Genomic DNA, 20727 nt, shown 5'->3' with positions numbered 1-20727 from the left:
GGTTTGCGCCATACTGATTCGGGCACGAGCGAATCGTGAGGTCGCCATGATCGAGCTGGTCCTGAGCGCGGCCGGCAGCCAGCGCGTCCGCTTCGCGATCTCGCCGCTGGAAGAGGTCCTCGGCGCCGTCCAGACCCTGCTCGGGCTGCGCGGGCACCCGGCGCACCTGCCGTGGGTGGCCGGCGCGCCGTCGCTCGACGTCCCCGAGCTGACGGCGGTCCTGAGCGCGCGGCACTACATCACGGAGTTCCTCAGCCCGCCGCCCGCGGGCCCGGAGACGACGGCCGAGGCCCAGCTGCGGGTGGTCCGCGAGACGCCACCGCACCAGGTCGCGCTGGAGCTGGCGATGGTCGACGCCGACCTTTCGCTGCTCCCGGACGACCCGGCGACCGCGCGCGACCTGCTGGCCGATCAGCTCGAAATCGTCTGGGACGCACTGCTCGCGCCGCAGTGGCCGCGCCTGCGCGAGCTGCTGGCGGCCGACATCGCGTACCGGACGCGGCAGCTCGGTTCCGGGGGCATCACCGCGATGCTGGCCGAGCTCCACCCGCAGGTGCGGCTGACCGGGACGTCGGTGCTGGTCGACGTCCGGTCCCGGGAACGGCTGGAGATCGACTCCCGCGGCCTGCTGTTCATCCCGGCCGTGTTCGCGTGGCCGAACGTCGGGGTGGTGACGGTGCCGCCGTGGCAGACGTCGCTGCTCTACCCCGCCCGCGGCGTCGCGTCCCTGTGGACGTCGGCGGCGGCGCCCCCGGAACCGCTGGCCGAGGTGCTCGGCCGGACGCGGGCCCTGCTGCTGGCGACACTGGACGTCCCCGCCGCGACAGCCGACCTGGCACACCGCTTCGCCCTTGCCCCGGCGACGGTGTCGGCGCACCTGACGGCGTTGCGCGCGGCCGGCCTGCTCGCGTCGGACCGCAGCGGGCACCGGGTCCTGTACCGGCGAACGGCTCTCGGCGACGCGTTGCTCACCGGCAAACTCTGACTAGGCTGGAATGACCACCCGTGAAGGAGAATCATCGATGCGTATCGTCCATTTCGGACATGCCTGTGTGCTGCTGGAGACCGGCTCGGAGCGGATCCTGATCGACCCCGGCGCCTTTTCCACGGACTTCGAGGGCGAGCGTGAGCTGTCCGCCGTGCTGATCACCCACCAGCACTTCGACCACCTCGACGTCGAGCGGCTGCCGAAGGTGCTCGAAGCCAACCCGGGCGCGAAGCTGATCGTCGATCCCGGTTCGGCCGAGGCCGTCGGGAAGCTGGGGGTCGAGTTCGACGTCGCCAACGTCGGGGACGCCTTCGCGGTCGGGGACACGTCGATCAAGGCCGTCGGCGGCGAGCACGCCGTGATCCACAGCGACATCCCGACGATCCCGAACATCGGGTACGTCTTCGACGACGGCGCGTTCTTCCACCCGGGCGACTCGTTCTTCGTGCCCGAGCAGAAGGTCGACGTCCTCGGCCTGCCGACCGGCGCGCCGTGGCTCAAGGCCGGCGAAGCCGTCGACTACCTGCGCGCGGTGGCGCCGCGGATCGCCGTGCCGATCCACGAAGCCGTGCTCGCCAACCCGGGCCTGCACTACGGCCTGTTCGGGAACCTCGCGCCCGAGGGCACCGAGGTGAAGGTGCTGGATCGCGCGGAGCCGGTGAAGCTCTAAGCGGCGACCGTGCGCAGGGAGCCGTAGGTCGCGCCGAACGCGCGGTTCTCCAGCGCGACGTCGACCGCGTCGAGGAGGGCCTGGCGGAGGCCGGGGCGGATGAGGTCGACGGCGTCGACGCCGAGCCGGACCAGGCCGCCTCGGCGAGCCGCCCGTGCGGACGCCAGCACCAGCGCGAAACAGCGGACCGTCTCGGTGCGCTGCGACTGGCTGGTGAACTCCTGGACGCGGGCGCGGCGCACCTCGCCGGTGACGAGGTCGCGCACCGCGCCGAGGTCCGCGCACAGCCGGAAGCCGTGCTCGGCCAACGCCTGGAGCGTGCCCTGGGACGCGATCCAGCGCGGCGGCGCGAAGCCGTCCACGCCCAGCCCGGCGGCGTCCAGCGCGGCCTTCGCGGCGATCAGCCGCAGCCGCGCCTCGTGCGCCGGGAGCGTCGCGAACTCCGCCTTCTTGCCCAGGTACACGGTGCGGTGCGTGGGTGTGACGACGTGGTCGTAACCGTGCAGCAGCACGGAATCACCCGTGCGGGCGCGAGTGCGCACCCACTCCGTCACCGGGCCTTCGCCGGTGCGAGCGGCGTACAGCACCGACAGCGGTACTTTGCGGCGGTCGAGCTCGGCCGCGAGATCGGCGCACCGGTGCAGCGTGCGCGGGGTGATGCCCGACAGCGAAACCAGCAACTGAGCGTCCACCCCACCATTGGGACGCACGCGTCTGACGTCGGCGTGAACTGCGCAGAACGGGCGGGCGGCCGTTGCCGGAAGGGTCAGACGCCTTCACGCAGGCGCTGGACCGCCACGGCGATGCGGCCACGCAGGTCGGGGTCGGAGACCTCGCCGTCGGCGACCACCGCGCGCGACACGGGGATCCGTGCGCAGGCGTCGTCGACGATCTTGGCGCCCGCGTACGTCAGCACCTTGCGCAACGAGTCGTGTGCGTCGCCGCCGCCAGTCGGCGCCGCAACGGACGAGGCGTTGATCCAGGCGACCGGCTTGCCGTAGATCTCACCGCCGCCGACGGTCCAGTCGAGCAGGTTCTTGAACGAGCCCGGCAAACCACCGGCGTACTCCGGGGTGCAGATCAGTACCGCGTCGGCGTCCCTGATGGCCGCCCGCAACCCCGCGACGGCGGGGTGCAGCGGGTCGCGGTCGTCATCGGGGTTGAAGTGCGGGAGTTCGCCGAGCCCGGTGAACGTCGTGCTCTCCGTGAGGGTCGCGACGGTCCCCAGAACCGCCGCATTGCCCGAGCCTGCTCGCAGGCTGCCGCAGATCAGCAGGATCACGGGGCCAGTCTGCCAGGGAAAGCCCGGTGATGCGGTGATACGCCTCGATGTAGCGGTCCCGGGTGGCCGTCACCACCTCGGGCGGCAGCGGCGGCAGCGGGGACACGCAGTCCCAGCCGGACGCCGGGTCGATCAGCCAGTCGCGCACGTGCTGCTTGTCGACCGCCGGCCGCGGGCGCCCCGGCCGGTGGCCGTCGGCGAGCCAGTAGCGCGCCGAATCCGGCGTCAGCACCTCGTCGGCCAGCACCAGGCCGCCGTCCTTGCCGATGCCGAACTCGAACTTCGTGTCGGCCAGCAGCAGGCCCTGCTCCGCGGCGCGCGCGGCGCCGCGGCGGTACAGCTCGAGCGAAGCCTCCCGGACCTCCTCGGCGAGCGCCCGGCCGAGGATCGAGACGAACGTGCCGAAGTCGATGTTCTCGTCGGGCTCGCCGGGACGGGCCTTGGTCGACGGCGTGAAGATCGGCTCGGGCAACCGCGCGGATTCGGTCAGCCCGGGCGGCAGCACGACGCCGCACACCGCACCTTCGCGGCGGTAGTCCGCGTAACCGCGGCCCGTGAGGTGACCGCGGACGACGGCTTCGACGGGCAGCATGTCGAGCCGCTCGACGAGCATCGCCCGACCACGGACCGTGTCCGGAACGGCGGGCCCGTCGCAGGCGACGAGGTGGTTCGGGAGGACGTCGGCGAGCTCGCCGAACCAGAACACGCTCATCGCCGTGAGCACCCGGCCCTTGTCCGGGACGGGTGTGGCGAATACACGTTCAAATGCGGAAATGCGGTCGGAAGCAACGATCAGGAGCCGGTCGTCGCCCGCGTCGTACAGGTCGCGGACCTTGCCGGTGGCGAGCTTGGGGTGTCTGGGGAGGGGTGTCACGGGCTGAACCCTAACGGGCACGCTCCGCCACCGAGGATGATGCTGCACATGCCGCTGACATGGGTCTCGATGACGACCGACTACGGCCTGCGCGACGGCTTCGTGGCGGCCTGCCACGGCGTGATCGCGCGGCTGGCGCCGGCCGTCCGGGTCATCGACGTGACGCACGAAGTGCCGCCCCAGAACGTCCGCCACGGGGCCATGGCGCTGGCGCAGACGGCGCCGTACCTGCCGGAGGCGGTGCACGTCGCCGTGGTCGACCCGGGCGTCGGCACCGCGCGGCTCGGCGTGGTCGTCGTCGCCGGCGGCGGGTTGCTTGTCGGGCCGGACAACGGCCTGCTGCTGCCCGCCGCGCAGGCGCTGGGCGGCGTGCGGGCCGCGTACGAGCTGGCCGAGCCGTCACTGCAGCTGGCCGTGACGTCGGCCACGTTCCACGGGCGGGACGTCTTCGCGCCCGCGGCCGCGCACCTGGCGCTGGGCGTCGCGCCGGCGGACTTCGGCGACGCCGTCGAGACGCTGGTCGAGCTGCCCGAGCCGTTCGTGGCGGCGTTCCCCGGCAAGCTGGTGTCGGAGGTGCTGACGGTCGACCACTTCGGCAACGTCCAGCTCGCCGCGACGCCGGCCGACCTCGAGCTGAGCGGGCTGACCGGCGCGGTTTCGGTGCACAGCGAGCGGGTCGCGGTGACCACGGCGGTCGGGCGGACCTTCGCGGACGTGCCGGCCGGGGCGAGCGTCCTCTACACCGACTCGGCGGGACGGCTCGCCGTCGCGATCAACGGCGGTTCGGCGGCGGCCGTGCTCGGGCTGGGCCCGGCCCAGGAGTGCACGATCACCTCGTCGCCGACGGCCACCTGACCCGGCCGGAGCACCGCGGCCTTCATCCCGAACACCACGCCGCCGTCGGGGTGCCGGCGGTAGCTCGCGAGGGTGCGGATCGGCTCGGGGCCGGCTTTCGCGCCGGTCTCCTGGTCGACCATCGGCACGGTGCAGCGCACGCATTGCCGGGCGTAGCCGAACTTCGCGGTGCCGGCGGACATCACCCGGACGTCGTCCTCGCGGTGCGGTTCGGGCCAGCCGGACAGGAGCACGTTGGGCCGGAAGCGATCCATCGGCACCGGCTCGCCGCCGCGTTCGAGGATCCGGGCGTTCAGTTCGTCCAAAGAGGACTCGGAGGCGAGGAGCAGCGCGTGGCCGTCGGCGAACGCGGCCGTGCCCGGCGTGTCGCCGCCGGTGACGCGCTCGTGGTCCGGCGCCACGCCGACCAGCACCGACGGCAGGCCGAGGACGGTCGAGAACCACTCCGCGGCTTCGGCGCCCTGGTGGACGCCGTCGCCGTGCCAGGAGAAGGTCGACGCCGGGTGCCGCGGGCCGTCCCGCCGGACGTCGAGGACGAGGTCTTCGACACCCGGGGCGGACAGCGCGAGCTGGTCACCCCGTACTTGCGGGCGGACCGCGGCCAGCACCGGGTAACGCCGCTGGCTGCGGAAGTCGCCGTCCGGCGCGACGACCTGGAAGACCCGGTCGTACGCCAGCCCGGCGGGCCCGACGTCGGCGACCGGCACCGAAGTGCCGGCACAGCCCTTCACCGGGTAGTACGTCAGCCGCGCGATCCTCGCCATGTCCGCAGGCTACCCGGGCACTCGCCCGGGTAGCCCCGGCTTTTAGAGCACCTGGGAGAGGAACCGCTGCAGCCGCGGGCTTTGCGGCTCGTCGAAGAGCTGCGCCGGGGAGCCCTGCTCCACGATCTTGCCCGCGTCCATGAACGCGACCTCGTCGGCCACGCTGCGCGCGAAGCCCATCTCGTGGGTGACCACGATCAGCGTCAGCCCGCGTTCGGCCAGGCCCGCCATCAGTGTCAGCACGCCCTTGACCAGCTCCGGGTCGAGCGCGCTGGTGGCCTCGTCGAACAGCATGACCTCGGGGTCCATCGCCAAGGCCCGGGCGATCGCGACGCGCTGCTGCTGACCGCCGGACAACGCGCTGGGCCGGTACGGCGCCTTGTCGGCCAGGCCGACGTCCGCCAGCCGCGCGCGGGCGACGGCCGCCGCTTCCTCCTTGCTCAGCTTCTTCACGCTGCGCAGCGGCAGCACGATGTTGTCCAGCACGCTCCGGTGACCGAAGAGGTTGAAGTGCTGGAAAACCATGCCGACCCGCTGGCGCAGCGCGTCCGGGTCGGACCTGATCACGGACTCGCCGTCGAGCAGCAGGTCGCCGGAGTCGGGCTCCTGCAAGCGGTTCACGCACCGCAGGAGTGTCGACTTGCCGGAGCCGGACGGCCCGATCACGCAGGTCGTCTTGCCGCTCTCGACCTTGAGGTCGACCCCGCGCAGAACTTCCAGCGTGCCGAAGCTGACGTGGATGTCGCGCAGTTCCACACTGGACGATCGCACCGCCGTCGTCACCACGCGCTCACCCTTCCGCCGGGACCGATCTCCACCGGGTCACCTTCGTCCGGCTCCTCCGGGCGCACCTTCCGCCCGGTCCGGAGCTTCTTGTCGATGTAGTTCACCAGGTGCGTCAGCGGCACGGTGATCACCAGGTAGACGAACCCGGCGGCGACCAGCGGCGACAGGTTCCCGGTGTTGGCCGCGAGGTCCTGCCCGATCCGGAACAGCTCGCGCTGCTCGGACAGCAGGCCGAGGAAGTACACCAGGCTGGAGTCCTTGACCAGCGAGATGAACTGGTTCACCAGGGCCGGCAGCACCCGGCGCACGCCCTGCGGGATGACGACCAGCAGCATCGCCCTGCTGTAGCTCATCCCGAGCGCGCGGCTGGCCTCCAGCTGTCCTTTTTCGACACTCTGGATGCCGGCCCGGAAGATCTCGCCGATGTAGGCGGCGGCGATCAGGCTCAGCGCCAGGATGCCCAGCGGGTACGGGTTGTTGCCGATGACGCCCCGCGCCAGGGTGCCGAGCCCCTGGCCGATCACGAGGATGGTCAGGATCGCCGGCAGGCCGCGGAAGATATCGGTGTACACCCGGGCCGGCCAGCGCAGCCACGCCTTGGTGGACAGCCCCATCACGGCCACGACCATGCCGAGCACGGTGCCGATCACCGCGGAGGCGAACGCCAGGATCAGCGTGTTGAGCAGGCCGGTCTTCAGCAGGTCGGGGAAGACCTGCCAGATGTACTCCCAGTCGAGGAAGGTGCTGAAGAACTGTCCCACCCGTCACCCACCTCCACCCTCAACGGAAGCGCTTCGCGCAGCTGAGTTTTCCATCCTGGCTACTGCCCCGCCTTGAATTCCGCCGGCACCGGAGCGGTGGCCTCGAACTGGTCGTGCACCTTCACCCAGGTGCCGTCCGCGATGACCTTCTTCAGGCCGTCGTTGACCTTGGTGATGAGGTCGTTGTTGCCCTTCTTGAAGGCGAAGCCGTGCGGGATGGTCGTGGTGATCGCCTTGGTCACCTTGAGCTTCGCGTCCGGGTTGTTCTTCGCGTAGTCCTCGGCGGTGGCCTGGTCGAACACCGCGCCGTCGACCGCGCCGGTCTTCAGCGCGCTGAGCGCGGCCGCGTCGTTCGGGAACCGGACGGCCTGCGCGGTCGGCGCGTTCGTGCCGAGCCAGGTGTCCGACACCGTGCCCTGGACGACGCCGATCCGCTTGCTCGCCAAGGAGTTCTCGTCGGTGATGCCCGCGGTCTCCTTGGCCTCGATGCCGAGGGACTGGTAGTTGTACGGCGCCGAGAAGTCGACCGTCTTCTTGCGGGCGTCGGTCTGCGAGATCGCCGAGCTGCCGATGTCGAAGGTGCCGTTCGCGACCTGGCCGAGCAGGGCGGAGAAGTCCGTCGCGACGAACTCGAGCTTGAGGCCCTCTTTCTGCGCGATGGCCTTCAGGAGTTCGTTGTCGAACCCGGTGAAGTTCCCGTTCTCCTGGTAGGCGTTCGGCTTCGAGTCGCTCAGCGTGCCGACGCGCAGGGTGCCCGACCCGCTGTCCGAGCCCCCGCCGCACGCCGTGAGCGCGGCCAGCAGCGTCGCGGTGAGCGCCGTGACCAGTGTCTTCTTCATGGTTCTCCTAACCCTGGAACCCGGCCGGCACTGGAGCGGTCGGCAGGAACTGCTGGTGCAGCTTAAGCCAGGTGCCGTCGGAGATCACCTGCTTGAGCCCGGTGTCGATCTTGCCGAGCAGCTCCGTGTTGCCCTTCTTCACCGCGAACCCGTGCGGCACGTCCGTGACGAAACTCTTCACGACGACGAGCTTCTCGTCCGGGTTGGCGGTGACGTTCTTCTCCGCGATGCTCTGGTCCAGGATGTACGCGTCGACGCCGCCGGTCTTCAACGCGGTCAGCGCGGCGGCGTAGTCGGGGAAGCGCACGGCCTGCGCGGTCGGCACCGTGGTGCCCAGCCAGTGGTCGCCGACGGTCGCCTGGATCACGGCGACCCGCTTGCCCGCCAGCGCCTTCTCGTCGGTGATCGGCGTGCCCTGCTTGGCCTGGATGCTCATCGTCTCGAAGTCGTAGGCCGCCGAGAAGTCGACGGTCTTCTTGCGCTCGTCGGTCTGCGCGATCGCCGAGCTGGCGAGGTCGTAGCGGCCCGACGCGACCTGCCCGAGCAGCGCGGAGAAGTCCGTCGCGGCGAACTCCAGCTTCAGGTTCTGCTTGGCCGCGATGGCCTTGAGCAGCTCGTTGTCGAAGCCGGTGTAGTTGCCGTTCTCGAGGTAGATGTTCGGCGGCGCGTCGCTGAGGGTGCCGACGCGCAACGTCGGGGAAGCGCTGTCCGAGCCGCCGCCGCACGCGGTGAGCGTGAGGGCCGCGACCAGTGCGGTGACGATCAGCTTCTTCATGTCACGCACCCAGGTTCGTCACGGGCAGGCCGGGGCCGCCCTGCCGGAGTTCCTTCGACAACGGCGTCGTTTTGTAGAACTGGCCGTAGATGCGCGCGACCGTGCCGTCCGCGATGGCCTTGGCCAAGCCGTCGTTCAGCTTCTTCAGCAGGTCCGGGTTGGTCTTGGCGACCGCGAACGCCGACGGCGTGTCCTTGTCCTCGACCGTGTAGCCGAGCTCCAGCGGCACCGCCGGGTTCTGGTCCAGGTACTTCTGGCCGATGTCCTGCGGCACGACCCAGCCGTCCAGCGTGCCGTTCTTCAGCTGCGCGAAACCCGCGTTGTAGTCGGGGAAGCGGACGACCTGCGCACCGGCGGCCTTGCCCGCGAACTCGTCCTGCACCGAGCCCTGGACGACGCCGAGCCGCTTGCCCGCGAACGCCGCCGGGTCCTTGAGGTTCGCGCCCTTCTTGGTCACGACCGTGGTGAAGCCGGTGTTGTAGCCGTTGGAGAACGAGACCGTCTTCTTCCGCGCCTCGGTGCTGGAGATCGTCGAGCTGCCGATGTCGAACTTGCCGGTCGCGACGCCGGCCAGCAGGCCGGAGAACTCGGTGCCGACGAACTCGACCTCGAAGCCTTCCCGCTTCGCGATGTCGCGCAGCAGCTCGTTGTCGTAGCCGGTGAACCGGCCGTTCTCCAGGAAGATCGAGGGCGGGGCGTCACCCAAGGTGCCGACGCGCAGGGTGCCCGCGGCGGCGGAATCCGAGCCACCGCAGGCGGCCAGGGTCAGTGTCAGCGCGCCCGCGGTGACAACAGCGGCGATCTTCGACAGCGTGGATCTCATCGCTTCTTCCAGAGGTCGGCGCGCCGGTGGCGCGAGAAAAGCACGTCAGTTCATCGGGTAGACGTTCTGACGCTCCGGGTTCAGCGGTCGAGATTAGGGATTTCGCCCGTTCGTGTGGATTCGTTCCAGTCCGTGGACTCGTGCGTCAGCTCACAGGATCGGCTGGGGCGCGTAGCCCGCCGCTTCCGGGAACCGCTCGAGGACTTCTTCGACGCGCGCCCGCAGCTGGTCGACCTGGCGCCCGGCCGTCCCGGTGAACGAGATCCGGTCGGCGAGCAGCTTGTCCAGCTCACCGCGGTCGAGCGGGATGCGCTCGTCGGCCGCGAACCGGTCGAGCAGATCGTTCTCCGCGCGGCCTTCACGCATCTCCAGCGCGACGGCGACGGAGTGCTCCTTGATGGCTTCGTGGGCCGTCTCACGTCCGACGCCCGCGCGGACCGACGCCATGAGCACCTTCGTCGTGGTGAGAAAGGGCAGGTAGCGATCCAGCTCACGTTCGATGACGGCCGGGAAGGCGCCGAACTCGGCGAGCACCGTGAGGAACGTCTCCAGCAGGCCGTCGAGCGCGAAGAAGGCGTCCGGCAGCGCGACGCGGCGGACGACGGAGTCGGAGACGTCCCCCTCGTTCCACTGGTCGCCGGCCAGCTCGCCGATCATCGACAGGTACCCGCGCAGCACGACGGCGAGGCCGTTGACGCGCTCGCAGGAGCGGGTGTTCATCTTGTGCGGCATGGCGGACGAGCCGACCTGGCCGGGCTTGAAGCCCTCGGTGACGAGCTCGTGGCCGGCCATCAGCCGGATCGTCTTGGCCAGGCTGGACGGTGCCGCCGCGACCTGAACCACAGTGGACAGCACGTCGAAGTCGAGCGAGCGCGGGTAGACCTGGCCGACGCTGACGAACCGGCGGTTGAAGCCGAGGTGCTGCATCACGCGGTCTTCGAGTTCGTCCAAAGTGGACTCGTCGCCGAGCAGGTCGAGCATGTCCTGCGCGGTGCCGACCGGGCCCTTGATGCCGCGCAGCGGGTAGCGGCCGATGAGGTTGTCGAGCCGCTCGAAGGCGACCAGCAGCTCGTCCGCGGCGGTGGCGAAGCGCTTGCCGAGGGTGGTGGCCTGCGCGGCGACGTTGTGCGAGCGCCCGGCCATCACGGTGTCGGAGTGCTCGACGGCGAGCACGGCCAGCCGGGCCAGCACCGCGGCGACGCGGGTGCGCACGAGCTCCAGCGAACGGAGCAGCTGCAGCTGCTCGACGTTCTCGGTGAGGTCGCGCGAGGTCATCCCCTTGTGGATGTGCTCCTGGCCGGCGAGCTCGCTGAACTCCTCGATGCGCGCCTTGACGTCGTGGCGGGTGACGCGCTCGCGGGCCGCGATCGACTCGAGGTCGACCTGGTCGATGACCCGCTCGTACGCCTCGACGACGCCGTCGGGCACGTCGACGCCGAGGTCCTTCTGCGCGCGCAGGACGGCAAGCCAGAGTTGCCGCTCCAGCACGACCTTGTACTCCGGCGACCAGAGCGAAACCAGCTCCGGCGAGGCGTAGCGGGCGGCGAGCACGTTGGGAATGCGGGGCTTGTCCGTCACGGCTTTCACGATACCTGTGCAGGTCAGGCGAGGGTCGCGCGGATCGTGAGGGCGGTCGAGGCCGCCGGCTCCAGCGTCGTCAGCGGGCCGAGGACCTCCAGCTCGACGATCCGCGCCGGCGGGTCCAGGTCGCCGAGCGACGCGAGGGGCGCGGGCAGCGGGTGCTCCAGCCAGATCTCCAGCGGCGAGCCTTCGTCCGGGTACTCGCCGGCCGGGTCGACGTCGAAGGAGAGCGTCAGGGCGCCGTAGGACACCCAGCCCGCCGTGCCCGGCACGCCCAGCTTTCCGACGACGTCCTGCGCGGGAACCACCAGCCGGTCACCGTCCACTGTGTACTCCGGCGTCCCGGTGCCGGCCACCAGCCCGACGACGTCGGGCCGCCGCAGTCCGGCGGTGACCGCGCCGCCGCCGGGGCACTGTGTCACGTTCCACAGCGCCCAGCGCACCACCCGCGAGGAGACGTTCTCCGCGCGCAGGTCCAGCCGGTAGCCGTCGTCGAGGATCGTGATCGCGCGGGTGAACCGCAGGCCGGTGCGCGGGTCCGGGGCGCTGGTCATGGTGACCGTGTCGCCGTCGGCGGCCACGGCGTACGGGCCGGAGTCCAGCACCGGGTCCGGCGGGCCGGCCCACTGGTCCGGGCCGTCCCAGCCCTGCGGTGCGGGCCACGTCTTGTCGCCGCCGTAGTTGACCCAGTCGCCCATCCGCCCGGAGTTCGGGACGTGGTCGCCGCGCAGGTCGTCGCCGAGCAGCGCCGGGTTGCGCCAGAGCAGCTCGACGCCGCGATGGCGCACCGAGAGCAGCCGGCCGCCCAGCTCCGGCACCAGACCGAGGCGCAGGTCACCGCGCTCGAGCCAGGTCACCATTCGGCGAGGCCGCCGTCGTCGTGGCGCCACACCGGCGAGCGCCAGGCGTGCCCGATCTCGTCGGCCCGGCGGACGGCGGCCTCGTCGACCTCGATGCCGAGACCCGGGCCGAGCGGGCGGGCCGCGTAGCCGTCCTGGAAGGTGAAGATCGACGAGTCGACGAGGTAGGAGTGTTCGCTGCCCTCGTGGTAGTGCATGCCGAGGCTCTGTTCCTGGATCAGGAAGTTCGGCGTCGCGAACGAGACCTGCAGCGACGCGGCCAGCGAGATCGGCCCGAGCGGGCAGTGCGGCGCGAGCGACGCGCCGTACATCTCGGCCAGCGCGCCGATCCGCCGCAGCTCGGAGATGCCGCCGGCGTGCGACGGGTCCGGCTGCACGACCGCGACCCCGGCGTCGAGCACCGGCTTGAACTCCCAGCGTGAATAGAGCCGCTCGCCGACCGCGATCGGCACGGTCGACGCCTCGACGACCGAGCGCAGCGCGTCGCCCTGCGTCTCCGGCAGGATCGGCTCCTCGACGAACATCGGCTGGACGTCTTCCAGCATCTTGACCAGCCGCCGGGCCATCGCGGGCGAGACGCGGCCGTGGAAGTCGATCGCGAGGTCGCGGTCCGGCCCGAGCGCCTCCCGCGCCTCCCACGCGCGCGCCACCGCCGCGTCGGCTTCACGCGGGGACGCGATCGCCGTCATCGGCCCGGCGACGTTCATCTTCACCGCCGTGAACCCGGCCTCGACCTGCGCGGTCACCGCTTCGCGGATGCCGGCCGGCCGGTCACCGCCGACCCAGCTGTAGACCCGGACGCGGTCGCGGACCGGGCCGCCGAGCAGCTCGTGGACCGGCGCGTCGCGGACCTTCCCGGCGATGTCCCACAGCGCGTGGTCGAACCCGGCCAAGGCGCTGGAAAGCACCGGCCCGCCGCGGTAGAAACCGCCGCGGCGCAGCACCTGCCAGTGGTCCTCGATGCGCAGCGGGTCCTGGCCGATCAGCAGCTCGGACAGCTCGTGCACGGCCGCGCGCACGGTCTCCGCGCGGCCCTCGACCACGGGCTCGCCCCAGCCACTGACGCCCTCGTCCGTGCTGACCTTGAGGAACAGCCAGCGCGGCGCGACCAGAAACGTTTCAACCCCGGTGATCTTCACCCGTGTCCCCCATCTGCGTCCCCATCATGCGGAATCCTTGGCGGCCGACCAGCCGCCGTCGACGGTCAGCTCGGCCCCGGAGACGAACGACGCGGCCTCCGAGAGCAGGAAGGCGATCACGTTCGCCACTTCCGCCGGCGTGCCGAGGCGCCCGGCCGGCGTCGCCCGGGCACTGCGTTCGCGGTCCTCGGGTGGGATGCGGTCCCAGGCCTGGGTGAGCACCGGCCCCGGCAGCACGGAGTTGACGCGCACGTCCGGGGCGTACTCCACGGCCAGCTGCCGGGCCAGCGCGACCAGCGCGCCCTTGCTCGCGGCGTACGCGGGGTGGCCCGGCAGGCCGAAGTGCGCGTGCACCGAGGAGACGAGCACGATCGCGCCGCGCCGGGCCCGCAGGGACGGCAGGCAGGCCTTCACGGCGAGGAACGCGCCGGTCAGGTTGACGTCGAGCTGGCGCCGCCACTCGTCGCGGTCGATCTCGTGCAGCGCGCCCGTGCTGGGCACGTAGGCGTTGCTGACCAGGGCGTCCACCTCGCCGATGGCCGCCCAGGTCGCCTCGTCGGCGACGTCGCCCCGGACCGGGGTGACACCGCCGGGGAGTTCGGCGATGTCCACGCCGAGCACGCGGTAGCCGTCGTCGAGCAGTTTCCGGGCCGTCGCCGCCCCGATCCCGGACGCCGCTCCGGTCACCACCGCTGTCCGCGTGGACATCGCCTCTCCCGTTCCTAGAACTTCGCTACATGGACATGGTCGTCCGGCCCGCGGGCGGCGAACCACAGCGACGCGCCGTCGGATGCCGCGCCGAGGGTTCCCACGATGCTCCCGCTCGGGTAGTCCGGCCGGTTGAACCAGCCCGCCCAGGTGCCGGACCACTCGTTGGCCCACAGTGAGTAGTCGCTCGCGGACGCGGTGAGTGCGACCTTCGCGCCGACCGCGACGAGTGTCGGGCTGCTGCTGACCGTGCCGCCGATGCCCGTCCAGTCCGACCACGTGCCGCCGGTCTTGGTGCGCGTCCAGACGCTGTCGTCGGCGGTGCGGACCGCGACAACCGTGCCGCTCGTGGACGTCGCCGCGCCGGGACGGCCGTAGATCGGCTTGCCGCCGGGCGCGCCGAGACCGGACCACTGACCGGCGCTGGTCCGCTGCCAGACCTGGCCGTCGGCGCCCCGGACGAAGACCGTCCCGTCGGCGGTGACGGACGGCGAGTCGGTGAGCGTGCCGCCGAGCCGCTTCCAGTCGCTCCAGCGTTTCGAGTAGCTGCGCTGGTAGAGGGCGTTGTCGACACCGCGGACGTAGACGTCGATGCCGGTGGGCGTGGTCACCGCGGCGGGTTGGCCGAGGAACTTGCCCCCGACTTGACGCGGGCCGTCAAGACCCTTGACCTGCAGGGAGCCGCTCTGGTCGCGGAAGAACGTCACCGTCTTGCCGCCGGTGCGGACGATCGCCGGGCTGGCCGACGCGTCGCCGCCGAGGTCGTCACCCGGGACGAGGTCGGTGCCGTGCAGGCGGAGGAACGCCGTGCCGTGCGCGGGCACGGTGACCGTGTACGAGCCGCTGGCGCTGCCGCGGTCGGCGCGGGCGCGGAGGTCCCGAATGGACACCCGGCCCTTGAGCCCGGCGTCGGCGAAGTCCAGCGTCATCTGGGTCGGCGTCTCACCGCGGTTGAGCAGCACCACCGCGCGGTCACCGTCTCGCGAGAGGACCTTGCTGTAGGTGTCGGTGCTGCCGTTGTTCGCGACGCGGACGCCCTGCGTGCCGAGGCGGTCCTGGTTGACGCCCACGATTTCGGGGTTCTTCAGCGTGCTGATCATCGACGCGGGCAGCGTGCGCGGATCGGAGCCGAGGATCAGCGGGGAGGCCATCTCCGCCCACATGACGAACTGGGTGGTCGACTCCTCCTCGTTCAGTTCGTAGGTGCCCTGCTCGGTCTTGCGCATCGGGATCAGGTAGTCGGGGTCGTTGTAGTGCCCCGGCCCGTTCGCCTCGGGGTGCGCGGCGTTGGCGTCCATGTTGCGCAGGACGTCCGTCCAGATCCCCTCGTACGGCGTGCCGAACGCGATGTCCGTGCTGGTGCGCCAGGAGTCGGCGACGAGCGGGCCGTAGCTGTAGGCGATGCCGGCGACCTGGTCCGGTCCGTGCGGGGTGCCCCACTCGTCGGTGACCGGGTTGCAGACGTTGAGCACCATCGGCCGGCCCGCCTTGGCGAGGGCCTTGCTGAACTGCGAGAACGCGTCGGCGGGCTTGAGGTTCTGGGCGATGCCGCAGAGGAAGTCGACTTTGACGGCGTCGAACTTCCAGTTCGCGAACCGCTTGGTGTCCTGCTCGTAGTGACCGCCGGAGCCGGCCGCGCAGTTCTTGCCGTCCGACGCCCCCGCGTCGGTGTAGATGCCGGCCTTGAGACCGCGGGCGTGCAGGTAATTGACCAAAGTGGACAGTCCACTCGGGAACTTGGCCGGGTCCGCGAGGAGGTTGCCGTGCGCGTCACGCGGGTCGGGGGCGGTCCAGCCGCCGTCGATCCAGACGTAGCGGTAGCCGGCGTCGCGCAGGCCGCTGGAGGCGAGGAAGTCCGCGACGGACTTGACCGACACCTCACTGGGCGCACCCAGGCCGTAGTAGGTGTTCCAGCCCATGTACGGGGTCTTCGCGACCCCGCTGTCGTAGTAGTCGGGAGCGCCTTGGTCTACGGCCGGGGTTGCCTCGGCCGGGATCGCGATCGCGGTGAGCGCGGCGGTTGCCACTGCTGCGACCGCAAGGGATCTCTTGAGGAGCATGTTGCTGGACACCCTTCTCCAGTGAACAGGTGCTTTTCGGGGGTTCCGGGTGGCGGAGCCCCCGGCCCGGGGCGGAGTCCCGGTTGTTACAGCGTCGAGCTAAGCCGGGAGCAGCATGCCGGGGCGCGTGATCCTCCGTCAAGAATAAATCCTAAATTAAGATTTCATGCGCTATGCTCTGCTCGATGAACACCGAAGTCGTCACTCTCGGCGAGGCGATGCGGCTGCTGCTCGCCGAGCCCGGCGTCGCGCTGCGGCGCGCGCACACCTTCACCTCATCGGTCGCCGGCGCCGAGACGAACGTCGCGGTCGGCCTGGCCCGGCTCGGCCACAGCGTCCGCTGGCTCAGCCGCGTCGGCGACGACCCGTCCGGCGCTCACGTCCTCGCGACGCTGCGCGCGGACGGCGTCGACGTCTCGCAGGTCGAGGTTGATCCTCAGCGCTTCACGGGCTTCTTGATCCGGGACCCCGAGACGGTCGAGTACCACCGAAGCGGCTCCGCTGCTTCGGGAGTGTCGGCCGCGTACGTGCGCTACGCGGGCCTCGATGGCGCTCGTCTCGTACACGTCTCCGGCATCACGGCGATGCTGTCCGAGGGAGCGCACGAAGCCGTCGAAGCGCTCTTCGCGCTCGCGCGCGCTTCGGGCGCCTGGGTGTCCTTCGACCCGAACGTCCGGCTGAAGCTCGGCAGCCCGGAGCGCTGGCGCGAGACCGTCGGACCGCTGCTGACCAGAGCGGACCTCGTCTTCGCCGGTGAGGACGAACTCGAACTGCTCGGGCAGACGCCCGACACGCTGCTCGCGGGCCGGGCGCAGACGGTGGTCGTCAAGCAGCGGGACAAGATCGCGCGAGCCGTCACGGCGGATGGCTCGTGGAAGCAGGAAAGCCTGGTCACGCAGGTCGTCGACCCGGTCGGTGCGGGTGACGCGCTGACGTCGGGTTACCTGTCGGCGTGGCTTCGGGGCGCTTCGCCGGCCGAAGCGTTGCGCGCGGGCGCGGCCTGCGCGGCGCTGGTCGTCGGCACGCGGACCGACCTCGAAGGCCTGCCCGACCAGGGCGAACTCACCAAGGCACTGATCGGCATGGAGGTGGACCGATGACCTACCGCTGGGAGATCACGGCGAATGCGCTGCGCCAAGGCGTCGTCGGGATCGTACGGACGCACGACGCGGAGTCCGCGGTGGAAGCCGCACGCGCTGTTCTGGAGGCCGGGTTGCGCTCGGTCGAGCTGCCCCTGACGAACCCCGGCGCGCTGGACGCGATCTCGGGCCTCTCGGCGGCGTACCCGGACGCGACGATCGGCGCCGGCACGGTGCTCGACGAGGCGTCGGCGGTGCTGGCGATCCGCGCGGGCGCGCGGTTCCTCGTGTCGCCGTCGGTGGACGCGGCGGTGATCCGGACCGCGCACCGGTACGGCGTCGCGGCGTTCCCGGGCGCGGGTTCGGTGACGGAAATCGTGCGGGCGCTGGAGGAAGGCGCGGACGCCGTGAAGGTGTTCCCGGCGTCCGCGCTGGCGCCGTCGTGGATCTCGGACGTGCGGGCGGCGCTGCCGCAGGCGCCGCTGGTACCCACCGGCGGCATCGGCCCGGACGACGTGCCACGCTGGCTGGCGGCGGGCGCGGTGGCGTGCGGGGTCGGCTCGGCGCTGACCCGCGGCACCACCGAAGAGATCTCCGCCCGCGTCGAGACGCTGTTGAGGAGCGCACATGGCTGAGCTGGTCTTCGTCGGGTGCTACACCGGCGACGCGGGGAACGGCACCGGGATCACGACGTTCTCGCGATCGTCGTCCGGCGACCTGACCGAGGTCGCTTCGCTGCCGTTGGAGTCACCGTCGTGGCTTGTCCGGCACCCGTCGCTGCCGGTGATCTACGCGGCGAACGAGACAGCTTCGGGTGGCGTCACGGCGCTTTCTGTCTCCTCTTCCGGGGCCCTTTCTGTGCTGAGCACTTTGGAGACGGGTGGCGCGCACCCGTGCCACCTGGCGGTGACCCCGGACGGCCGGTTCCTGCTGTGCGCCAACTACACCGGCGGCAGCCTGGCCGTGTTCTCGCTGTCTCCCTCGGGCGCCTTGGTCTCCCGGACGGCCGTGGTCCAGCACACCGGAAGCGGCCCTTCCGCGGATCGGCAGGAGGCAGCGCACGTCCACATGGCGGTTCCCGGCGATGGCATCGTGAGCGCGGTCGACCTCGGCACGGACGAGATCCGTAGCTACACGCTGTCTTCTGAGGGCTCGTTGGACTTGCTCGCGGTGTCTTCCCTGCCGCCGGGCACGGGTCCGCGCCAACTGGTGCGGCGGCCCGGCACCGACTTGGCGTACGTGGTGGGCGAGCTGGCCGGGACGGTGGTGACGGTCCGCGAGACTTCGCCGGGCGCTTTCTCGGTGGTGTCGGTCGCCGCATCGACCCTGTCTACGGTGACGCCCAACCTGGTGGCCCACCTGGAACTGGCCGGCTCGCGGATGTACGTGTCGAACCGCGGCCCGGACTGCGTCACGGAGTTCGCCCTCGACGACGCCTTGGCGGTCGCCGACCAGCCCTGCGGCGCGAACCCACGGCACTTCGCCCTGGTGGACGGCACGTGTTACGTCGCGGCCCAGAGCGACGACGCGATCACGGCGTTCACGCTGACGGCCTCCGGGGACGCGGAGCTGCACCGATACCCGACGGGGTCACCGACGTTCGTGCTGCCGGTTTCGCTTCCCTGAAGCCGTGAAGGCTTCCTAGATGTCGCGAGCTGCAGTTCGGCGGCAAACTTGCGTACCGACCACTTTTGCCTGCACCAGGCAAGGAGCGCTTCGAACTAACTTTGCCTCTGATCGCACCTTGCCCCATAGAGGCAAATTGCATTTTGAGGCAACTTTGCCTCGCACGCTCCTTGATCATGTGGCATGCTTGACACGTGGTCGACGACGAACCTGCAGCCCAGAGCACTAAAGAGGTACTCGCAGCCGGGCTGGCCGCGCTCGAGCAGCTGCTGGGACACGGCTGGAAGGTGGCGCAGCTCACTGACGAAAGGTCAGCGCTGCCGTCTGCCATTTTCGACGCCAGAGTCCAGGTCACGCCACCTGACAGCAGCCCCTACACCGAACTGCTGGTCGAGGTGCGCAGCAAGCCGCTGAGCCCGCGAGAGGTCCTGAACAGAACAGTCCCCATGATCACCGTGCTGCGGCAAGCGCAGTCGAGGGTCGCATTGCTCGTCATCTCACCGTGGCTCAGCCCCCGCACGCAGGAGGTACTGCGCAAGCACGACATCGCCTACCTGGATCTGACCGGGAACGTGTCCTTGGCGGTTACCTACCCGGCGATCCGGATCCACACCCAAGGTGCCTCGCGAGCACCGAGCCGGGAAACTTCCACCCGGAGCGTGACACTCGCCGGCCCACGCGCCGGTCGCATCGTCCGCTTCCTCGCCGACTACCTGCCCCCTTACCGCGCGAGCGAGATCGTCACCCAGGCGAACGTGAGCGCGCCATGGGTGTCGCGGTTGCTCGGTCAGCTGGAAGACCAGTTGCTGATCCAACGGGAAGGGCGTGACATCGTCGAGGTCCGCTGGCCCGAACTCCTCCGAGCCAGGGCCGACGCGTACACCTTGCTACGTCCCGGAAATCACGAGCAGATGGTCGCTCCCAGCGGAGCGAAAGCCGTACTCGACAGGCTGCGGAACATCCCATCCCTGTTGTCAGGGAGCCCGAACATCGCGGTAACAGGTTCATATGCGGCACGAACGATCGCCCCACACACGGTCGGCGGCCAGCTGATGCTGTACGTCGACCATCTGCCGCACGTTATCGACGAATGGCAGGAACAGCTCGGGCTGATCCGCGTGGACGAACACCCCGACGTGCTCTTGCTCCGAGCCCCGGATACCGCCGTGTTCGACCGCTACCGCGTCGTCGACGGCGTAACGCAGGTCGGGTATAGCCAGCTCGTGCTGGACAGCCTCACAGGCACCGGCCGGATGCCCGCCGAAGGCGAGACAATCCTGAAGGTGCTTAGCGAGGACGAAAGCTGGCGAGTTCGCCTGAATCGGTGATTCACGCGAACTCGTGCGACACGTTACTGTCTCCCCTTCAATCGAGGCGGGAAGAGATGTCACAGAAGCCGGGAAACGTCGATGACCAACAGCTCACTGTCGTGGCACGCCGGGTACTCCTGGACGGCCTGACCGCTCTCGCGACCCAACTGCCGGCCGTCACCGTGGTGGGAGCACAAGCGGTGTACCTGCGTACGCCTGATGTACCGCTGGCGACATCCGCGTTCACTTCCGATGGCGACCTCAGCCTCGATCCCCTGCTTCTGGTGAACGAACCACTGATCGAACAGGCTCTTCGCGACGCAGGCTTCGAACTCATGGACGTGAACCAGCCCGGCCTGTGGTGTCGCCTCGAGGTGGTAGCCGGTTCGTACGAGCCAGTCCCTGTCGAACTCGACCTGCTGGTCGGCGAGACACTGGCGCCCAAGCAAGGTAAACGTAGCGCCCGCATTCCACCGCACGACCCGAAGACCGCCAAGAAAGTACCGGGTCTGGAAGTTGCCGCAGTCGATCGATCACCGTTGACCATCATCGCACTGGAGAGCCAGGACTCACGCGCGATCACCGTCAACGTGGCCGGCCCAACAGCATTGCTCGTGGCCAAGGCGTACAAGATCAACGACCGGCTCGAACAGCAAGCAACCAAGCCGGACAGGCTCAGCGATAAAGACGCGGCAGACGTCTACCGCATCATGCTCAAAATCAGCCCCCGCGAAATAGCTGAGGGGTTCGAATCAGCACTTAGCAACAACCGGGTCGGCGAAGTTGCCACGAACGGTCTGCGGTACCTGCAACAACAGTTCGGTGGCTCTGACACACCAGGTGTCCGGATGGCCATCGCCGCGCTCGCAGGCGACGCCGACGAGGCTTCCATCCGCAGAGTAATGCCTGCCTATGTCAACCAGATCCGTCGCACCATAAAGCTGTGA

At 70.1% G+C, this 20727-nt stretch carries 22 protein-coding genes; 8 read left to right on the top strand and 14 right to left on the bottom strand.

Translation table 11 applies throughout. The features are described from left to right. The first annotated feature begins 46 nt into the window (after window positions 1-46). Window positions 47-985, top strand: coding sequence for an ArsR/SmtB family transcription factor (locus OG494_RS38605; RefSeq protein WP_328447255.1), 939 nt, complete (start codon window positions 47-49; stop codon window positions 983-985). A 37-nt stretch (window positions 986-1022) separates the two neighbouring features. After that, on the top strand, window positions 1023-1658 hold the full coding sequence (locus OG494_RS38600; protein WP_328447254.1) for an MBL fold metallo-hydrolase: 636 nt from the start codon (window positions 1023-1025) through the stop codon (window positions 1656-1658). Here OG494_RS38600 and OG494_RS38595 read toward each other — a convergent pair. The 3 genes from OG494_RS38595 to OG494_RS38585 form a co-directional block, all read right to left on the bottom strand. Then, window positions 1655-2350, bottom strand: a complete 696-nt coding sequence (locus OG494_RS38595) for a DUF2334 domain-containing protein (RefSeq protein WP_328447253.1) — start codon at window positions 2348-2350, stop codon at window positions 1655-1657. The genes OG494_RS38600 and OG494_RS38595 overlap by 4 nt on opposite strands. A gap of 74 nt (window positions 2351-2424) precedes the next feature. Next, window positions 2425-2916, bottom strand: a complete 492-nt coding sequence (locus OG494_RS38590; RefSeq protein WP_328459153.1) for an NADPH-dependent FMN reductase — start codon at window positions 2914-2916, stop codon at window positions 2425-2427. Next, the gene (locus OG494_RS38585) at window positions 2810-3814 is read right to left on the bottom strand and encodes a phosphoribosylaminoimidazolesuccinocarboxamide synthase (protein WP_328447252.1); all 1005 of its coding nucleotides are present in this window, start codon (window positions 3812-3814) and stop codon (window positions 2810-2812) included. Before OG494_RS38585 ends, OG494_RS38590 begins: the two co-directional genes overlap by 107 nt. A gap of 48 nt (window positions 3815-3862) precedes the next feature. Between OG494_RS38585 and OG494_RS38580 the strand changes: the two genes are divergently transcribed. After that, complete coding sequence (locus OG494_RS38580; RefSeq protein ID WP_328447251.1) at window positions 3863-4669, top strand: SAM hydrolase/SAM-dependent halogenase family protein; 807 nt, start codon at window positions 3863-3865, stop codon at window positions 4667-4669. Here the strand turns inward: OG494_RS38580 and OG494_RS38575 are convergent. The 11 genes from OG494_RS38575 to OG494_RS38525 form a co-directional block, all read right to left on the bottom strand. Beyond that, complete coding sequence (locus OG494_RS38575) at window positions 4552-5433, bottom strand: MOSC domain-containing protein (RefSeq protein WP_328447250.1); 882 nt, start codon at window positions 5431-5433, stop codon at window positions 4552-4554. The genes OG494_RS38580 and OG494_RS38575 overlap by 118 nt on opposite strands. A gap of 42 nt (window positions 5434-5475) precedes the next feature. Further along, entirely contained in the window at window positions 5476-6216 is a 741-nt protein-coding gene (locus OG494_RS38570) for an amino acid ABC transporter ATP-binding protein (protein WP_328459152.1), read from the bottom strand. Beyond that, window positions 6213-6980, bottom strand: coding sequence for an amino acid ABC transporter permease (locus tag OG494_RS38565; protein WP_328447249.1), 768 nt, complete (start codon window positions 6978-6980; stop codon window positions 6213-6215). Before OG494_RS38565 ends, OG494_RS38570 begins: the two co-directional genes overlap by 4 nt. 59 nt (window positions 6981-7039) lie before the next feature. Further along, window positions 7040-7819: an ABC transporter substrate-binding protein gene (locus tag OG494_RS38560; RefSeq protein WP_328447248.1), complete on the bottom strand. Its 780-nt coding sequence runs from the start codon at window positions 7817-7819 to the stop codon at window positions 7040-7042. A 7-nt stretch (window positions 7820-7826) separates the two neighbouring features. Beyond that, on the bottom strand, window positions 7827-8594 hold the full coding sequence (locus OG494_RS38555) for an ABC transporter substrate-binding protein (protein ID WP_328447247.1): 768 nt from the start codon (window positions 8592-8594) through the stop codon (window positions 7827-7829). 1 nt (window position 8595) lies between these two features. Beyond that, window positions 8596-9417 carry a substrate-binding periplasmic protein gene (locus OG494_RS38550; RefSeq protein WP_328447245.1) on the bottom strand — a complete coding sequence of 274 codons (822 nt, stop codon included), beginning with the start codon at window positions 9415-9417 and terminating at the stop codon, window positions 8596-8598. 150 nt (window positions 9418-9567) lie between these two features. After that, window positions 9568-10995 (bottom strand): adenylosuccinate lyase, encoded by a 1428-nt coding sequence (gene purB, locus OG494_RS38545; protein ID WP_328447243.1) that lies wholly within the window; start codon window positions 10993-10995, stop codon window positions 9568-9570. 23 nt (window positions 10996-11018) lie between these two features. Further along, window positions 11019-11858 carry a DUF4380 domain-containing protein gene (locus tag OG494_RS38540; protein WP_328447241.1) on the bottom strand — a complete coding sequence of 280 codons (840 nt, stop codon included), beginning with the start codon at window positions 11856-11858 and terminating at the stop codon, window positions 11019-11021. Then, a complete protein-coding gene (dgoD, locus tag OG494_RS38535) occupies window positions 11852-12997 on the bottom strand; it encodes a galactonate dehydratase (RefSeq protein ID WP_328447239.1) in 1146 nt (381 codons plus the stop codon). The genes OG494_RS38540 and dgoD overlap by 7 nt, the downstream gene beginning before the upstream one ends. A 24-nt stretch (window positions 12998-13021) precedes the next feature. Further along, complete coding sequence (locus tag OG494_RS38530) at window positions 13022-13705, bottom strand: SDR family NAD(P)-dependent oxidoreductase (protein WP_328447238.1); 684 nt, start codon at window positions 13703-13705, stop codon at window positions 13022-13024. Between the two features lie 14 nt (window positions 13706-13719). After that, on the bottom strand, window positions 13720-15732 hold the full coding sequence (locus tag OG494_RS38525) for a hypothetical protein (RefSeq protein ID WP_328447237.1): 2013 nt from the start codon (window positions 15730-15732) through the stop codon (window positions 13720-13722). A 218-nt stretch (window positions 15733-15950) separates the two neighbouring features. On the opposite strand from OG494_RS38525, the gene OG494_RS38520 reads away from it, so the two are divergent. The 5 genes from OG494_RS38520 (at window position 15951) to OG494_RS38500 (ending at window position 20727) form a co-directional block, all read left to right on the top strand. Beyond that, entirely contained in the window at window positions 15951-16865 is a 915-nt protein-coding gene (locus OG494_RS38520) for a sugar kinase (RefSeq protein ID WP_328447236.1), read from the top strand. After that, the gene (locus tag OG494_RS38515) at window positions 16862-17479 is read left to right on the top strand and encodes a bifunctional 4-hydroxy-2-oxoglutarate aldolase/2-dehydro-3-deoxy-phosphogluconate aldolase (protein ID WP_328447235.1); all 618 of its coding nucleotides are present in this window, start codon (window positions 16862-16864) and stop codon (window positions 17477-17479) included. Before OG494_RS38520 ends, OG494_RS38515 begins: the two co-directional genes overlap by 4 nt. Further along, entirely contained in the window at window positions 17472-18470 is a 999-nt protein-coding gene (locus OG494_RS38510) for a lactonase family protein (RefSeq protein WP_328447234.1), read from the top strand. Before OG494_RS38515 ends, OG494_RS38510 begins: the two co-directional genes overlap by 8 nt. A 194-nt stretch (window positions 18471-18664) precedes the next feature. Further along, window positions 18665-19798, top strand: a complete 1134-nt coding sequence (locus tag OG494_RS38505; protein ID WP_328447233.1) for a hypothetical protein — start codon at window positions 18665-18667, stop codon at window positions 19796-19798. A 56-nt stretch (window positions 19799-19854) separates the two neighbouring features. Continuing rightward, a complete protein-coding gene (locus OG494_RS38500; RefSeq protein WP_328447231.1) occupies window positions 19855-20727 on the top strand; it encodes a hypothetical protein in 873 nt (290 codons plus the stop codon).

Origin of the sequence: Amycolatopsis sp. NBC_00438 (assembly GCF_036026695.1) — a bacterium.
GTDB lineage: Bacteria > Actinomycetota > Actinomycetes > Mycobacteriales > Pseudonocardiaceae > Amycolatopsis.
This window is presented reverse-complemented; position numbering and strand designations above follow the sequence as displayed.